The organism is Dactylosporangium siamense, assembly GCF_016862795.1.
GTDB lineage: Bacteria > Actinomycetota > Actinomycetes > Mycobacteriales > Micromonosporaceae > Dactylosporangium > Dactylosporangium siamense.
This window is the reverse complement of sequence record NZ_BONQ01000035.1, coordinates 1-14,540: the sequence shown is the minus strand read 5'-3', so window position 1 is coordinate 14,540 and position 14,540 is coordinate 1. Positions and strand designations below refer to the sequence as shown.

At 73.1% G+C, this 14,540-nt stretch carries 15 protein-coding genes and 1 pseudogene; 10 read left to right on the top strand and 6 right to left on the bottom strand.

Annotated features, from left to right (window positions below):
* Positions 1-2 precede the first annotated feature (2 nt).
* From rimO to pspM, 6 genes and pseudogenes are all read left to right on the top strand, one after another.
* The gene (gene rimO, locus Dsi01nite_RS11870; RefSeq protein WP_203846160.1) at positions 3-1,433 is read left to right on the top strand and encodes a 30S ribosomal protein S12 methylthiotransferase RimO; all 1,431 of its coding nucleotides are present in this window, start codon (positions 3-5) and stop codon (positions 1,431-1,433) included.
* Positions 1,430-1,984: pseudogene (pgsA, locus tag Dsi01nite_RS11865) on the top strand (CDP-diacylglycerol--glycerol-3-phosphate 3-phosphatidyltransferase); the annotation flags it as partial. The gene rimO and the pseudogene pgsA, both read left to right, overlap by 4 nt.
* Before the next feature lie 173 nt (positions 1,985-2,157).
* The gene (locus tag Dsi01nite_RS11860; protein WP_203846211.1) at positions 2,158-2,643 is read left to right on the top strand and encodes a CinA family protein; all 486 of its coding nucleotides are present in this window, start codon (positions 2,158-2,160) and stop codon (positions 2,641-2,643) included.
* A gap of 99 nt (positions 2,644-2,742) precedes the next feature.
* A complete protein-coding gene (locus Dsi01nite_RS11855) occupies positions 2,743-3,204 on the top strand; it encodes a helix-turn-helix domain-containing protein (RefSeq protein ID WP_203846158.1) in 462 nt (153 codons plus the stop codon).
* A 215-nt stretch (positions 3,205-3,419) separates the two neighbouring features.
* Entirely contained in the window at positions 3,420-4,283 is an 864-nt protein-coding gene (locus Dsi01nite_RS11850) for a PspA/IM30 family protein (RefSeq protein WP_203846157.1), read from the top strand.
* A 31-nt stretch (positions 4,284-4,314) separates the two neighbouring features.
* Entirely contained in the window at positions 4,315-5,058 is a 744-nt protein-coding gene (pspM, locus tag Dsi01nite_RS11845; protein WP_203846156.1) for a phage shock envelope stress response protein PspM, read from the top strand.
* 15 nt (positions 5,059-5,073) lie between these two features.
* Here the strand turns inward: pspM and Dsi01nite_RS11840 are convergent, their stop codons facing one another.
* From Dsi01nite_RS11840 to Dsi01nite_RS11825, 4 genes are all read right to left on the bottom strand, one after another.
* Complete coding sequence (locus Dsi01nite_RS11840) at positions 5,074-5,862, bottom strand: hypothetical protein (RefSeq protein ID WP_203846155.1); 789 nt, start codon at positions 5,860-5,862, stop codon at positions 5,074-5,076.
* Positions 5,863-5,938: 76 nt separating this feature from the next.
* Positions 5,939-6,427: a carbohydrate-binding protein gene (locus Dsi01nite_RS11835; RefSeq protein ID WP_203846154.1), complete on the bottom strand. Its 489-nt coding sequence runs from the start codon at positions 6,425-6,427 to the stop codon at positions 5,939-5,941.
* A gap of 137 nt (positions 6,428-6,564) precedes the next feature.
* Complete coding sequence (locus Dsi01nite_RS11830) at positions 6,565-7,374, bottom strand: DNA-formamidopyrimidine glycosylase family protein (RefSeq protein WP_203846153.1); 810 nt, start codon at positions 7,372-7,374, stop codon at positions 6,565-6,567.
* Between the two features lie 18 nt (positions 7,375-7,392).
* Positions 7,393-8,328 (bottom strand): LLM class F420-dependent oxidoreductase, encoded by a 936-nt coding sequence (locus Dsi01nite_RS11825; RefSeq protein WP_203846152.1) that lies wholly within the window; start codon positions 8,326-8,328, stop codon positions 7,393-7,395.
* A 15-nt stretch (positions 8,329-8,343) separates the two neighbouring features.
* On the opposite strand from Dsi01nite_RS11825, the gene Dsi01nite_RS11820 reads away from it, so the two are divergent.
* From Dsi01nite_RS11820 to Dsi01nite_RS11805, 4 genes are all read left to right on the top strand, one after another.
* Positions 8,344-9,126 carry an SAM hydrolase/SAM-dependent halogenase family protein gene (locus tag Dsi01nite_RS11820; protein WP_373318767.1) on the top strand — a complete coding sequence of 261 codons (783 nt, stop codon included), beginning with the start codon at positions 8,344-8,346 and terminating at the stop codon, positions 9,124-9,126.
* A 100-nt stretch (positions 9,127-9,226) separates the two neighbouring features.
* Positions 9,227-10,069: an SAM-dependent methyltransferase gene (locus Dsi01nite_RS11815; protein ID WP_203846150.1), complete on the top strand. Its 843-nt coding sequence runs from the start codon at positions 9,227-9,229 to the stop codon at positions 10,067-10,069.
* A 44-nt stretch (positions 10,070-10,113) separates the two neighbouring features.
* Positions 10,114-11,310, top strand: coding sequence for a glycoside hydrolase family 5 protein (locus Dsi01nite_RS11810; RefSeq protein ID WP_203846149.1), 1,197 nt, complete (start codon positions 10,114-10,116; stop codon positions 11,308-11,310).
* Positions 11,311-11,312: 2 nt separating this feature from the next.
* Entirely contained in the window at positions 11,313-12,158 is an 846-nt protein-coding gene (locus Dsi01nite_RS11805) for a GNAT family N-acetyltransferase (protein ID WP_203846148.1), read from the top strand.
* A gap of 522 nt (positions 12,159-12,680) precedes the next feature.
* Here Dsi01nite_RS11805 and Dsi01nite_RS11800 read toward each other — a convergent pair.
* Together Dsi01nite_RS11800 and Dsi01nite_RS11795 are read right to left on the bottom strand one after the other, a co-directional pair.
* Positions 12,681-13,151, bottom strand: a complete 471-nt coding sequence (locus Dsi01nite_RS11800) for a group II truncated hemoglobin (RefSeq protein ID WP_203846147.1) — start codon at positions 13,149-13,151, stop codon at positions 12,681-12,683.
* A 115-nt stretch (positions 13,152-13,266) separates the two neighbouring features.
* The coding region (locus Dsi01nite_RS11795; protein ID WP_444542521.1) for an Lhr family helicase at positions 13,267-14,540 on the bottom strand (1,274 nt) is incomplete at its 5' end.

Here is a 14,540-nt window from a genome sequence, read left to right as displayed (position 1 = left end):
GCATGCCCACCAACGCTGACCGTCGCGTCGCCCTGCTCACCCTCGGCTGCGCCCGTAACGAGGTGGACTCCGAGGAGCTCGCGGCCCGCCTCGCGGCCGGTGGCTGGGCGGTTACGACCGACGGCACCGACGCGGACGTGGTGGTGGTCAACACCTGCGGCTTCGTGGCCAAGGCCAAGCAGGACTCGATCGACACGCTGCTCGCCGCGGCGGACACCGGCGCCAAGGTGGTCGCGACCGGCTGCCTCGCCGAGCGCTACGGCGAGCAGCTCGCCGGTGAGCTGCCCGAGGCGGACGCGGTGCTCGGCTTCGACCACTACCCGGACATGGCGGCCCGCCTCGACGCGATCCTCGCCGGTGAGAAGATCGCCTCGCACGTGCCCCGGGACCGGCGCACGCTGCTCCCGCTCACCCCGGTCGCCCGGCGCGAGGCCGTCGAGGTGGTCGTGCCCGGTCACCTCCCGGCGCACCTGCGCGGCGTGATGCGCCAGCGGCTGGAGAAGGGCCCGGTCGCGCCGCTGAAGCTGGCCAGTGGCTGCGACCGGCGGTGCACGTTCTGCGCGATCCCGTCGTTCCGTGGCGCGTTCGTGTCCAGGACGCCCGACGAGGTCCTCGCCGAGGCGGAGTGGCTCGCGTCGACCGGCGTCCGCGAGCTGGTGCTGGTGAGTGAGAACTCGACGTCGTACGGCAAGGACCTCGGCGACCCGCGCCTGCTGGAGCGGCTCCTGCCGCAGCTCGCCGCGGTCAGCGGCATCGTCCGGGTCCGGGTGTCCTACCTGCAGCCCGCCGAGACCCGCCCCGGCCTGGTGGAGGCGATCGCCACCACGCCCGGCGTCGCGCCGTACTTCGACCTGTCGTTCCAGCACTCCAGCGAGCCCGTCCTGCGGCGCATGCGGCGCTTCGGCTCGACGGAGCGGTTCCTGGAGCTGCTCGACTCGGTCCGCAAGCTCGACCCGGACGCCGGCGCCCGCAGCAACGTGATCGTCGGCTTCCCCGGCGAGACCCGCGAGGACGTCGACGAGCTCGCCCGCTTCCTCACCGAGGCCCGCCTCGACGCCGTCGGCGTGTTCGACTACAGCGACGAGGACGGCACCGAGGCCGCGGACCTGCCCGACAAGGTGTCCGAGAGCGACATCAAGAAGCGGTACGACTGGATGAGCGCCCTCGCCGAGGAGCTGTGCGCGCAGCGGGCCGCGGACCGGATCGGCTCCCATGTCGAGGTCATGGTCGACTCCCTGGACGACGACGCCGTCGAGGGCCGCGCCGGGCACCAGGCGCCCGAGGTCGACGGCTCCACCACCCTCGTCGAAGGGGGCGGGATCGAGCTGTCCTCGCTGCGCCCCGGCGACTTCGTCCGGGCCAGGGTCGTCGACAGCGTCGGCGTCGACCTGGTCGCCGTGCCGATCGAGATGATCAGTCCGGCGGACTCATGACGGTGGTCAAGCCCGTCCCACTGCTCAACGCGGCCAACGTCCTGACCGTCGTGCGGATGGTGCTCGTCCCCGTCTTCGTCGTCTTCGTCGTCGCGGGCCGGATGACCGACACCGGCTGGCAGCTCGCGGCGGGCATCACCTTCGTCGTCGCGTCCGCCACCGACTACGTCGACGGTTGGATCGCCCGCACGTACAACCTCGTCACCTCGTTCGGCAAGGTCGTCGACCCGATCGCCGACAAGGCGCTCACCGGGGCCGCGCTGGTCCTGCTGTCGCTGTATGACCGGTTGCCGTGGTGGGTGACGGTGCTCATCCTCGTGCGCGAGTGGGGCGTCACCCTCCTGCGGTTCTGGGTGATCCGGCACGGGGTCATCCCCGCCAGCCGGGGCGGCAAGGTGAAGACGGCGCTGCAGATCCTGGCGATCGGCTGGTACCTGACGCCGCTGCCCGACTGGCTCGCCGCGGTCGGCCCGTGGCTGATGGCCGGTGCCCTCATCGTCACGGTCGTCACGGGCCTGGACTACGTGCTGCGTGCGTATCGCGTCCGCCGCGACTCCCTGCGCCGCCGTGCTGGCGGCCCGAGCGGGACGGCCGGCGGCTCCGATGAGTTCGGCGACGCCGCCCGATCGGCCACCGAGTCGGCGGGACTGCAGGGTCCCCTGCTCAGCGCCCCCGCGGCGGCGCCCGCCGTGGCCCCCACGGCCGACGAGCCGGTGGCGTGAGCATGACCGCCGCCGACATCCTCGCGCTGCTCCAGGACCGGGGCGAGACGCTCGCCGTCGCCGAGTCGCTCACCGGCGGCCTTCTCGCCGCCGAGTTCATCACCGTCCCCGGGGCGAGCGCCGTCTTCCGCGGTGGCGTCGTCGCATATGCGACCGATCTGAAGGCCAGCCTGCTGGGCGTACCGCCGCCGCTGCTGCATTCGCACGGGCCCGTCGATCCGTCCGTCGCGGCCGCGATGGCGGCCGGTGCCAGGGAACGCTGCGGCGCCGACTGGGCCGCCGCCACCACCGGTGTCGCGGGCCCTGATCCGCAGGGTGGCCAGCCCGTCGGCCGGGTCTACGTCGCGGTCGCCGGCCCGCTGCCCGGACATGCCGCCGTGCGCGAACTCACCCTTCAGGGTGACCGCCCCGCGGTGCGCTCCGGCGCCGTCGACGCGGCCGTCGCCCTCCTCGCGGAGCGGCTCGCGATCACCATCACCTCCCGATAACGGCGGGGCAGGGTGTCGATCGGCGCCGCACCAGGTACCGTGGCGGGTACCAGTTTTCGCGGCCAGCCATTCGCGGACTGCCTCAGAGGGGGTGCCAAGGTGCTGCTTCGTCGAGTGATCGGTGACGCGCTGCGTGCGCGGCGGCAGGCCCAGCACCGGACCCTGCGCGAGGTGTCGACCGCCGCCAACGTCAGTCTCGGCTACCTGTCCGAGATCGAGCGTGGGCAGAAGGAGGCTTCCAGCGAGCTGCTGGCGGCCATCTGCGAGGCGCTCGGAGCCGCGTTGTCCGAGGTGCTGCGCGATGTGAGCGACACGCTCGCCACGTCCGAGGACCTGCCACGCGTGCTCGTCCCGGTGGGTGCGCCGGAGTCCGGGTCCACCTCCGAGGCCGGGCCAGAGCCGGCCGGTCCGTCCGCTCCGGAGGCCCGCCTCAGCCGTGGCGCGCCGAAGGCGAAGGTGAGCGCGGACGCCAAACTGTCGGTCGCGGTGCGCCACGACGGCCCGCTCCGCACCACGCTGCGTGCGACTCGCAACCCTCGCGAAGTCGTCTACGCCGCCTGATTGGTCATGATCATGAAGACCTTGTGTGCCCCCCGGCGCGCAAGGTCTTCCGCGTCTTGGGGGTATCCCTGAGATCACCCTGAGTCGTGCACGGTTCGTCCCGGTTCGGCCGGTTTCTTCTACCGTTTGCCTCGAAGCCGGGCGTGACGCTCTAGCGCTCGCCTGACACGATGGAAGCCGCACGTTGGTAGTGCTGGCGCAGAGAGGACCGCGAGATGGCGAATCCCGCCGTTAAGGGCTGGAAGTACCTGATGGCGCTCTTCGGCGCCAAGATCGACGAGCATGCCGATCCCAAGGTGCAGATCCAGCAGGCGATCGAGGACGCGCAGCGTCAGCACCAGGCCCTGGTGCAGCAGGCCGCGGCCGTGATCGGCAACCAGCGTCAGCTCGAGATGCGGCTGTCCCGGCAGATGGGCGAGGTCGAGAAGCTGCAGGGCTCGGCCCGGCAGGCGCTGCTGCTCGCCGACAAGGCCCGGGCCGAGGGCAACGAGGCGAAGGCCGCCGAATACGAGCAGACCGCCCAGATCTTCGCGACCCAGCTGGTCGCGGCGGAGCAGGGCATGGAAGACATGAAGACGCTGCACGACCAGTCGCTCAACGCGGCCGCGCAGGCCCGCCGGGCGGTCGAGAACAACGCGATGCTGCTGCAGCAGCGCCTCGCCGAGCGCACCAAGCTGCTCAGCCAGCTCGAGCAGGCCAAGATGCAGGAGACCGTCGCCAAGTCGCTGGAGTCGATGAGCGGCCTCGCCGCCCCCGGCAACACGCCGTCGCTGGACGAGGTGCGCGAGAAGATCGAGCGCCGCTACGCCAACGCGATGGGCCGCGCCGAGCTCGCCTCCAACTCCGTCGAGGGCCGGATGCTGGAGGTCCAGCGCACCACCCTCGACATGGCCGGCAGCTCCCGCCTCGACCAGATCCGCGCCAGCATGGCCGGCGACCAGCTGACCGCCGCGCCGGGCACGCCTTCCGCGGCGACGTCCACCGGGCCGAAGGACGCCAGCGTGGCCCGCCTCGACGAGATCAGGGCCGGGCTGCTGAACAAGGACAAGCAAGCGGGAGACGCCGCCAGCGCGAGCTGACGTTCCACATCGGCAAGGGGGAGAGCGGGTCATGGCGTCGGAGCGGACGAAGCACCTGAAGCGACTGCGGCGGCTGCACCGCTCCGCGCGGGCCTGGTCGGTGCGAGCCGGCCTGCTGACCGGCGCCACGGCCGTGCTCGTGCCGTACAGCGGCCTCGGACTGCCCGACGCGTTCTGGGCGGCGGCCGCCGGCGGCTCCGTCGCCGTCGCGATCTGGCGGTGGATCGACCTGCGGGCCTTCCGGGCCCTGCCCGTCCCGCCGGAGGCCGACCCGGCGGTCCTCGGCGAGAAGCTGGTCGGCATCGTCGCGCGCATGCCCGCCGGGCGCACCGCGCTCGCCGAGTTCGGCCGGCACCGCGACTCGTTCAAGCTGCGCGGCCTCACCGTCGCCGAGCCGTGGCGGCGCCTCGACCGGGCCTCGGCCATGCTCAGCGGCCTGGTCGGGCGGCTCGGACCGCACGCGGAGGCGGCGGTGCTCGACGCCACCGTCGCCGAACAGTCGCTGCGCGACCTCGCGCAGCGCACCGCCTCGGTCGAGCGGGCGATGGGGATCGGGCCGGCCGGCGAGTCGCTGCGGCCCGCGCACGCCGTCCTGGCCGGGCAGCTCGAGCAGGGCGTGGCGGCGTATGAGCAGTTCGTCACGGCGGCGGCCGGCTGTGTCGCGGAGGACAGCGCCACGATCGGCAACCTGGCCGACGCCACCGCGTTCCTGCGCGGCGTCGCCGAGGGACTGTCGGACCTGCGCGCCACCAGCCCGCGCCCCAGCCCCGCCTGAAGTCACTGCCTGAAGTCACTCGTTGGGCAGCAGGTATCGCCAGCTGGCCCGGACGATGTCGCCGCCGGCGGTCGCGTAGGCGGGCCACGCGCCGCGCTGGTCCAGGTCCCGGGTCAAGGTCCGCACGACCGCCCGGGCGGCGTCACCCGACAGGTCCGCCTTGCGCAGGGCACCCGCGTCCGGTGCCGGCAGCGCCACGTCCGGGGGCCACGTGTTCACGGTGGCCGGCTCGCCGTCGACCGGCATCGCGACCAGCCGGATCCGGTCCGCCAGGTAGGGCTGGGCGGTCGCCGACACCGTCTTGTGGATCGCGGCGAGGCGGTCCCTGGCGTCGTAGAGCACGTCGGCGTAGACGCGCTCGGTCTTGAGCTCGTCGAGTCCCTCGGCGGTGAACGTCAGCACCCCCGACGGCGTCCATGTCGACACCTTCGTCACCGGGGCGCCGGGGATGGGCGGGGCGGCGGTGCGCTGCTTCTGCGCGTCGCTGGAGCGCAGGTCGGCGAGGAGGCCGGTGTTGAGGCTCTGCAGCTCGTCGGCGTCCAGGCGGGACCGGTACGCCGCGTCGGCGATCGCGTCGCCGTCACCGAAGACGACCAGGCGCGGCGCGCGCAGGGCGAGCATCGCCGTGCCGACGAGCTCGCTGGTCAGCTCCCAGACGGCCAGCGGCGTGCCGTCGGGCGGTCGCATCGTCGGGGCCTCGGTCGGTGTGGTGAGCGGGGTCCCGTCGCAGCCGCCGAGCGCGGATGCGAGGAGCGCCGCCGCCGAGCCGACGACCAGGCCCCGCCGGCTCAGCCGGTGATCCACCGGAACAACACCACACCCAGCGTCACGCCCCAGACCCTACCGCGTGCCCGCAATGATCAGTGCGCGGGCGTAAACCTCACGACACCCGGCGCCAGAGCACGGGTGCGGCGACCGGTGACCAGTCCACCTGCGACGTGTGCGCCTGCAGGCAGGCATAGCCGACGCCCTGATACGTCACCTGTGCTCCCGTTCGATAGGCGACGCCGACCGTCCAGGCGGGGATCGTGGCCTGCTTCGAAGCGGGTGGCTTCGAAGCGGGCCTGGTCGGCGCGGCGCTCGTCGGCGCCGGGGTCATCGGTGTTGGGCTTGCTGGTGTCGGGCTTGCTGGTGTCGGGCTTGTTTGTGTCGGTCCGGACACGACGGGTGACGGTGGGGCGCTGGGTGGGTCGACGTCGGCCGGAGGCGGCAGGCAGGCGGCGCCGACGCCCGCCGAGTTGTAGCAGAGCCGGCTGTCGTCGGTGGCCTGGACGGGCCCGCCGTCCGTCCGTGCGACCGCGACGGCACCGAGCGTGAACGTGATCAGCGCCGCCGTGCCCCACAGCAGCGTCCGATCGGTGCGGCCCAACCGGTGAACTCCCTGCACGTCCGCTCTCCCCAACGCCTTCGTACTTCGCGCTCCGCGCTCTGTGCCTCGCGCTCCGCGCGAATCGCTCTGCGCTTCGCGCACGGCGCGAATCGCGCTTTGACCAGCGGGTTCGCAGCCTACGGGCCAGGTGGCGCGGCGACAACCGGCTGGCAGTGCGGACACCAGTAGGTGATCCGGTCATGATCGCCGCCGGTCCAGCGTTCGATCGTGGTCCCGCACCGGCGGCACTGCCGGCCGGCCCGCTCGAACACCCAGTTCGTCTCGCCCCGGCGCAGCGACCCGGTGGTCGTCTGGGTCCAGCGGCCCCGGTTGGAGTTCAGCAGCCGGTTCGCGAGGTCCACCAGCGCCGGCAGGTCCGGCACCGCGCCGGTCTCGGTGAACGGGTTGACCCCGCGCAGGAACAGCACCTCCGCCTTGTACAGGTTGCCGATCCCGGCGAGGTTGCGCTGGTCGAGCAGGGCGTCGGCGATGGGCCGGTCGGGCCGTTCGGCCAGCCGCGCGACGGCGAGCGCGGGGTCCCAGCCGTCGCCCATCAGGTCCGGCCCGAGGTGCCCGATGAGCCGGTGCTCCTCGGCGGTCGGCACGATCGCGAGCTCGTGCAGGTGGAAGCCGACGGCGACGGCCAAGGGGGCGTGCAGGGCCACCCGGATGAGATGCGCGGGGCGCCCGGTCCAGCGCTCGCCCGGCTGGTACACCCGCCACGCCCCGTCCATCCGCAGATGAGAGTGGAGCGTCATCGCCCTGTCCGCCCGGGTCAGGCGCAGCAACAGATGCTTGCCGTAGCTGGCGGACTCCTTCACCAGCCAGCCGGTCAGATCGACGGTCGCGAGTTTGGGCACGCGGAAGTCGCTACGGGTGAGGACCTGGCCTTCGATCGCCTCGGCGAGCACGCGGGCGGTGTTCCAGACGGTGTCGCCTTCGGGCACGCCACCATCTTGCCCCCGTCACGGCAGCAGTGGCGCTACCTCCGCCGCGATCAGATCCAGCTGCTCCAGGTCCCGGAGGTCGAGGATCTGAAGGAACGCCCTCGATGCGCCGGCCTTCACGAAGTCGGCGAGTTGTTCCGCCACGCGGGCCGGCGTGCCGTACAGCTGCCCGCCGGAGGCCGATGGCCCGTTCGGGTCGAGCCCGGCCGACTCGGCCCGGCGGCGGACCTCGGCGTCGGTCGCGCCGCACACGATCGTCTGCGCGAACGAGAACACGATCGGCGCCCGCCCGTCGCGCCCCTCGGCCTCGATCGCGGCGACGACCCGGTCGTAGGACGTGGTGGTCTCGGCGAGCGAGGAGAACGGCACGTTGAACTCGTCGGCGAACCGCGCCGCCAGCCGGGGTGTCCGCTTGAGCCCCTTGCCGCCGATGATGATCGGCGGCCCGGGCCGCTGCACCGGCTTCGGCAGGGCGGGCGAGTCGACCAGGTCGTAGTGGCGGCCCTCGAAGCTGAACGTGTCACCCTCCGGCGTCGACCACAGCCCGGTCAGGATCTCCAGCTGCTCCTCGAGCCGGTCGAACCGCTCGCCGACGGGCGGGAACGGGATCCCGTACGCCGCGTGCTCCCGCTCGAACCAGCCGGTGCCCAGCCCCAGCTCCACCCGGCCGCCACTCATCGCGTCGACCTGCGCGACCGCGACGGCCAGCGGCCCCGGGTAGCGGAACGTCGCCGACGACACGAGCGTGCCGAGCCGGATCGTGGAGGTCTCGCGGGCGAGCGCGCCGAGCGTCACCCACGAGTCGGTCGGCCCGGGCGCTCCGCCGCGCGTCGCCAGGTAGTGGTCCGAGCGGAAGAACCCCTCGAAGCCGAGCCGCTCGGCCCGTTGCGCGAAGGCGAGCTGCTCCTCGTACGTGGCGCCGAGCTGGGGCTCGATGAACACTGCTAGCCGCATGCAGCCGACACTATCCTGATGGGCCGCAGCTGGATCTCCTTCATCACCGACTACGGGCTCGAGGACGGGTTCGTCGCCGCCTGCCACGGCGTGATCGCCCGCCTGGCCCCCGACGCGCGCGTGATCGACGTGACGCACCTCGTGCCGCCGGGCGACGTCACCCGTGGCGCGCACGTGCTCGCGCAGACCGTCCCGTCGCTGCCGCGCGGCGTGCACCTCGCCGTCGTCGACCCGGGCGTCGGCACCGCGCGCCGGCCGATCGCGATCGAGGCGGCCGACGGCGGCTTCCTCGTCGGCCCCGACAACGGCCTGCTGATCCCCGCGGCGGAGGCCCTCGGCGGGATCCGCCGCGCCGTGCACCTCAGGTCCGCCCCCGACGCGTCACGCACGTTCCACGGCCGCGACATCTTCGCCCCGGCGGCCGCCCGCCTCGCCGAAGGCGCTGATCCGGCGTCCCTTGGAAGTGCGACCGCGGATTTGGTACGACTACCGCCGCCGCTCCTGCTTACCCTCCCGGACGGTTTCACGGCAGAGGTGCTCACCGTCGACCGGTTCGGCAATGTGCAGCTCGCGGTCGCGGCCTCCGCCGCTCCCGTCGCTGTTGGAGTGGCGTGGTCCGACGTGACCGTCGACGGCCGGCCGGCGGTGGCCGGTGGCACGTTCGGCGACGCCGCGCCCGGCGGCCTGGTGGTGTTCACCGACTCCGCGGGCTACCTCGCCGTCGCCGTCAACGGCGGCAGCGCCGCCGCGCTGCTCGGCGTCTCCGCCGGCAGCCATGTGACCTTGCGTGTTCGTTGATGCACTGACAGTGTTCGATAGTGACCGAGGGTGATGATCGGGCATATGATCCAGGCGGGCCGGGGACGCCCAAGCGGATCACAAGTGGCGGAGTGTGGACATGTCAGGCGCCGACTGGATGAAGCCCAAGCCGGAGGAGACCCGCGAGCCGGTCGACCTGCAGACCGACCGTCCGCACCCGGCCCGGGTCTATGACTTCCTGCTGGGCGGCAAGGACAACTTCCCCGCCGACCGGGGCGCCGCCGAGGCGGGCCTGCGCGCCAACCCCAACAGCCGCATCCCCCCGCGGGAGAACCGGGCCTTCCTCCGCCGCGCCGTGGAGTATCTGGCCGGCGAGGCAGGCATCCGCCAGTTCCTCGACATCGGCACCGGCATCCCGACGTCACCCAACGTGCACGAGGTCGCCCAGGCGATCGCCGCCGACTCCCGGGTCGTCTACGTCGACAACGACCCGATCGTCCTGGCCCACGCCCGCGCCCTGCTCACCAGCAAGCCCGAGGGCCGCACCGAGTACATCGACGCCGACCTGCGCGACGTGCGCCGCATCCTCGACTCGCCGCAGCTGCGCGACGTCATCGACTTCGACCAGCCGGTGGCACTGCTGCTGATCGCGATCCTGCACTTCGTGGGTGACGCCGACGAGCCCTATGCGATCGTCCAGGATCTGCTCGACGCCCTGCCGCCCGGCAGCTACCTGGCGCTGTCCCACCTGACCGGCGACTTCGACCCGGTCGCCTGGGAGCACGTCGCCGCGATCTACGCCCGCCAGGGCGTGACGATGCAGGTCCGCCCGCACGACGACATCGCCCGGTTCTTCACCGGCCTGGAGCTCGTCGAGCCCGGCCTGCCCCTCGTCACGAAGTGGCGCCCCGACGAGCACGTGTCGCCCGACATCACCGACACCCAGGTCTCCGTCTACGGAGGCGTCGCCAAGAAGGCCTGACCCTCGCCGCGCATGACCGGAGCCCACCCGGGCAGTGCCACGCGGTGGTGCGCAAAGCTCCGGCGCTGGCGATGGTGCTGTTGCTCGTGACGGCGCTGCTCGTACCAGTGACCTGGCCTCGTCCCGAACAGACGGTGTGCACGACGGACCTGGTCCAGGCCAGGGCCGTCGCCGGCCTGGCCAACTTCTCGGCGTGGCTGCGCCGCAACGACGCGACCGGTTTCATCGGCGAGATCGGCTGGCCCGCCGACCGCGACGCGCAGCAGTGGACCGGGGTCGCCGAGGCCTGGTATTCGGCCGCCGACGCGATCGGCCTGCCCGTCACGGCCTGGGCGGCCGGCACCTGGCCGGCCAACTACCCGATGGCCGTCTACCGCCCCGTCGCACACGGCATGGACGTCGACGTCCCCGGCCCGCAGGCGCGCGTCGTCGAACGCCACGGCACCGCCGCCGGCTACCTCCGCGGCGTCAACCTGGCCGCCGGCTCCTTCGCCACCTCCGAGGTGAACGGCGGCTTCGGCAGCGCCAACCCCGGCCGGTACGGCCACGACTACACGTACGAGACCCCGCAGAGCTACGAGTTCCTCGCCGGCCGCGGCGTCCGGCTGGTCCGCCTCGCGGTCAACTGGGAACGCCTCCAGCCGACCCCCTTCGGCCCCCTCTCCGCCACCGAGGTCGCCCGGGTCCGCGCCGCCCTCGACCACGCCCGCGACGCCGGTCTCCTGGTCGTGCTGGACCTGCACGGGTACGGCGACTTCGCCCTCGGCGGCGGCCCCCACCAGCAGACCCTGCTGCGCCTCGGCGGCCCCGGCCTCCCCACCACCGCACTGGCCGACTTCTGGCGCCGCATGGCCGTCGAGGCCGACAACCCCTCCGTCATCGGCCTCGGCCTGCTCAACGAGCCGACCCGCCTCGCCGCCGACGGCCGGGCCGGCGCCCTGCTCTGGGAACGCGCCGCCCAGCAGTCCGTCGACGCGATCCGCGCCACCGGCGACCGCCGTGCCCTGCTCGTCAGCGGCTACATCCCGATGGGCCCGCCGTCCTGGGGCCTCATGCACCCGCGAGCCTGGATCCGGGATCCGCTGCACCGCGTCGCCTACGAGTCGCACGCCTACTTCGACTACGACGGCAGCGGCCACTACTGGCGCACGTACGCCGACGAACTGCGCGACGTCACCTGGCCCCGCCCCGCCCTCTGCCAGCAAGTGACCCCGGTGACCCGCCAGGTGCTTCAATGGTGACGATGAGCGATGTGCGCGCCGCGCTGCCCGGCGACCTGCCCGCCGCCGTGGAGGTCTGGCACGCGGCGAACGCCGCCCGCGGCCTGCCCCCGACTGCGTCCCGACTGACCCGCGTCCGCGAGAAGCTCACCGCCCCCGACGCAACCGTCCTGGTAGCCACCCTGCCCCGGGCCACCCCGTCTCCCGCCACGCTGACCCCCGCCACGGGTGCGTCCACCGCTTCCGGTGCGTCTGCCGCCGCGGGTGCGTCTACCGCTTCTGGTGCGTCCGCCGCTGCGGATGCTGCGGCGGGTGCGTCCGCTGGCGTGTCCGCCGCTGCGGGTGTGTCCGCTGGCGTGCCGGCCGCCATGGTTCGCCCGGCCGCCGTTGCCTCCGCCGTTGTTGCCCCGGATGCCGTCGCCTCCGATGCCGTTGCTCCCGCCGTTGTTGGCTCCGATGCCCTTGCCTCCGCCAGCCTTGCCCCCGCTGACCTTGCCCCCGCTGACCTTGCCGCGGCGTCGGACGGCTTCGGGGACGAGGTTGTCGGACCTGAGGTGGTGGTCGGCATGGCACTGGTCGAGCCAGGCCGCGCCGACGACGGCACCGGCGAACCGGTTCCTGGCTACGGGCACGTGTCGATGGTGTTCGTGCATCCCTCCTACTGGTCGAACGGCTACGGCCAGCAACTCCTCCGAGCGGTCAACGCCCTCGGCTGGACCCGCACGACGTTGTGGACCCGGCAGTCCAACAGCCGTGCCCAGCGGCTCTACGCCGCCGCCGGGTACACGCCGACCGGCCGCGTCGCCCACCTCCACGACGGTGACGCGATCATCCAGCTCGAACACCTCACCGGAGCATCGCCGGCCTGACCCGCCCGCCGCCCGCCGTTCGTCGCCCGCCGGATTGACCGGTCTAGCTTCGCCCGGGGCGTCCTGGCCCGGGGTGCGTCCGCTCGGGGCCGCCTGGCCCGCGGTGCGTCCGCTCGGGCCGCGTTCGCCTAGGGTGCCTTCGCCCGGGCCGCGCCCAGACGCAGGAGTGCCTTCACTCGGGGTCGCGCTCGCGGGGCAGTCTTCGCCCAGGGCGCCTCGCCGGAGTCCATGGTGGCCGGGCACTGAGTCGCACCGCGCGTCTCTGGCGGTGCACGTGGAGCCGCTCGCGACAACCCGAAGGATCCCCCAGGGCCCTGACACCGAACATCCTTCGGGTTGTCGCGGATCGCCGCTGCCGGCCCGCGCCGCCTGTTCCCGGTTGGCGAAAACTGTCCTTGCCGCGTTACAGCTCACTGGCCACGACATGGTCGAGGTGCTGGCGCCCACGCCGGGGTTACGCGCCGCCGACAGCCTCGATCCACCGGGGTCGCGGTGCCACCCGAGCCCCCGGGCCGGAGGTCGTCAGCGGGGTCCCTCCCAGGTCCAGTGCGGCATCCGGACGTCGATGGGCACCTGGGAGTCCTGCGGTGAGTACTGCATGACATCGCCCGCGGCCCAGGTCATGTAGTCGCGTAACGCCTTCCGGAACTCCGGGTCGGCAGGTAGGCCGGCGTCGTCGCAGGCGAGCACGAAGCAACGCACGAACCTCTCGCCGAGGTCATCGTCGGCGCCCATCCGGGCGTGCAGGTCGAGCATCCCGAAGTGGGTGCCGCACGTCTGCGTGTACGCCGGTGGCCCCCCGAACACCTCGGCCAGGTACGTCCCGAGCCGCTGGACATGCTCAGGGTGCTGCCCTTCGTGCGAGAACGGATGGTTGAGCACCGGATCGGCGAGACACCGCTCATGCAGTGCCGCCGCCAACGCCTGGAACGCCGGCGTGCCACCGGCGTACTCGAACACCGACGTCCGTCCCTCGCCTGTCGACCCGGTCACCGTGCCGCCTCCTTGCTCTGTCCTTGTGGTCGTTGCCGTATCTGCGGCTCCACTGCGGGAGCGCGCCGTGGCCCAGGTCTTCGCGGAGTGTGGCCGGGGCCGCAGGTGGTGTGGTTCAGTTCCGCAGGCGGAGGCCTTTCGGTGTGGTCCGGAAGCCGGCAGCGGACAGTGCGTCGCCGAGGGCCGAGGCGTGGATGGACTCACCGTCGGCGCGCTCGACCGACATCGCGCCGAGGGCGCCGGCGTGGACCGCGTCGGCGAGCGCCTTCGCGGCGAGGGCGAGCAGGTCGGTGTCCTCGACGTAGGACAGCAGGGTCCGGCCGCCGCGCTCCACGTAGATGACGAGGTCGCCGCCGACCGTGACGACGAGTGCGCCCGCCTTGCGGCCCGGCCGGTGCCCGGAACGCTCGCCGTCACCGGCGTCGACGACCCTGTCGGGCCAGGGCAGCGCCGCGCCGTACGGGTTGGCGGGGTCGGTGGCCGCGAGCACCAGCGCGTCGCGGGTGTCGGTGCCGCCCCGCAGCCGGTCGACCGCACCCGGCAGCGCGAACTGTGCGGCGCCCAGCCCTTCGACGAAGTACCCGCGCCGGGCGGCCCCGCGCTCCTCCATCGCGGCGAGCACCGGATACACCCCGGCGAACGCCCCCGGCAGGTCCTCGGCCATCACCGCTCCGCGCGTGACGACCCCGTGCCGTTCCAGGAGCAGCTCGGCGTTAGCAGTCGCCCGGCGGGTCGGGTCGAGGTCCCGGTCGGGCAGCCGATGCCACCGGCCCGCTCCGGTCGGCGGCCCGGACCTGGCCACCGCGAGCGACGCTCGTGCCGCCGCGACGCCGGTGCGCCGGTACCGCGACCGCGGGGCGGCCGGCTTCGCCCGGTGTGCGCCGCCGCCGCCGCCGAGCTTCGCCCGCAGCGGCCCGAGCGTGTCGTTCGACAACAGCCCGGCCCAGACCAGGTCCCACACGGCGTCGAGGAGCTCCGCCTCGCCGACGAAGACCGGCCGCCCGCCGCCCGGCGCACCGGCGTGCAACGACGCCTCAACCCCTCGCAGGGTGTCGCTGATCGAGCCCTCACCCGGCGCTGCCTTGGCCCTGCGCAGCCTGGCGAGCGGAATCGGCGGCGACACGACCTCGCCCGCCTCCACACGCCCCGCCGCAGCCGGAACAACACCGCTCCCCACCTCACCCGGCCGCACCCCACCGCGCCGATCCCCGCCCCTGCCCGCGCTGTCCCTGCCCGCGCTGTCCCTGCCCGCACTGTCCCTGCCCGCGCTTGCGGCACCCGCGCCTGCGGCGTCGACTTCCGAACCGTCAGCGGCCGAACCGTCAGCGGCCGAACCGTCAGCGGCCGAACCGTCAGCGGCCGAACCGTCAGCGGCCGAACCGTCAGCGG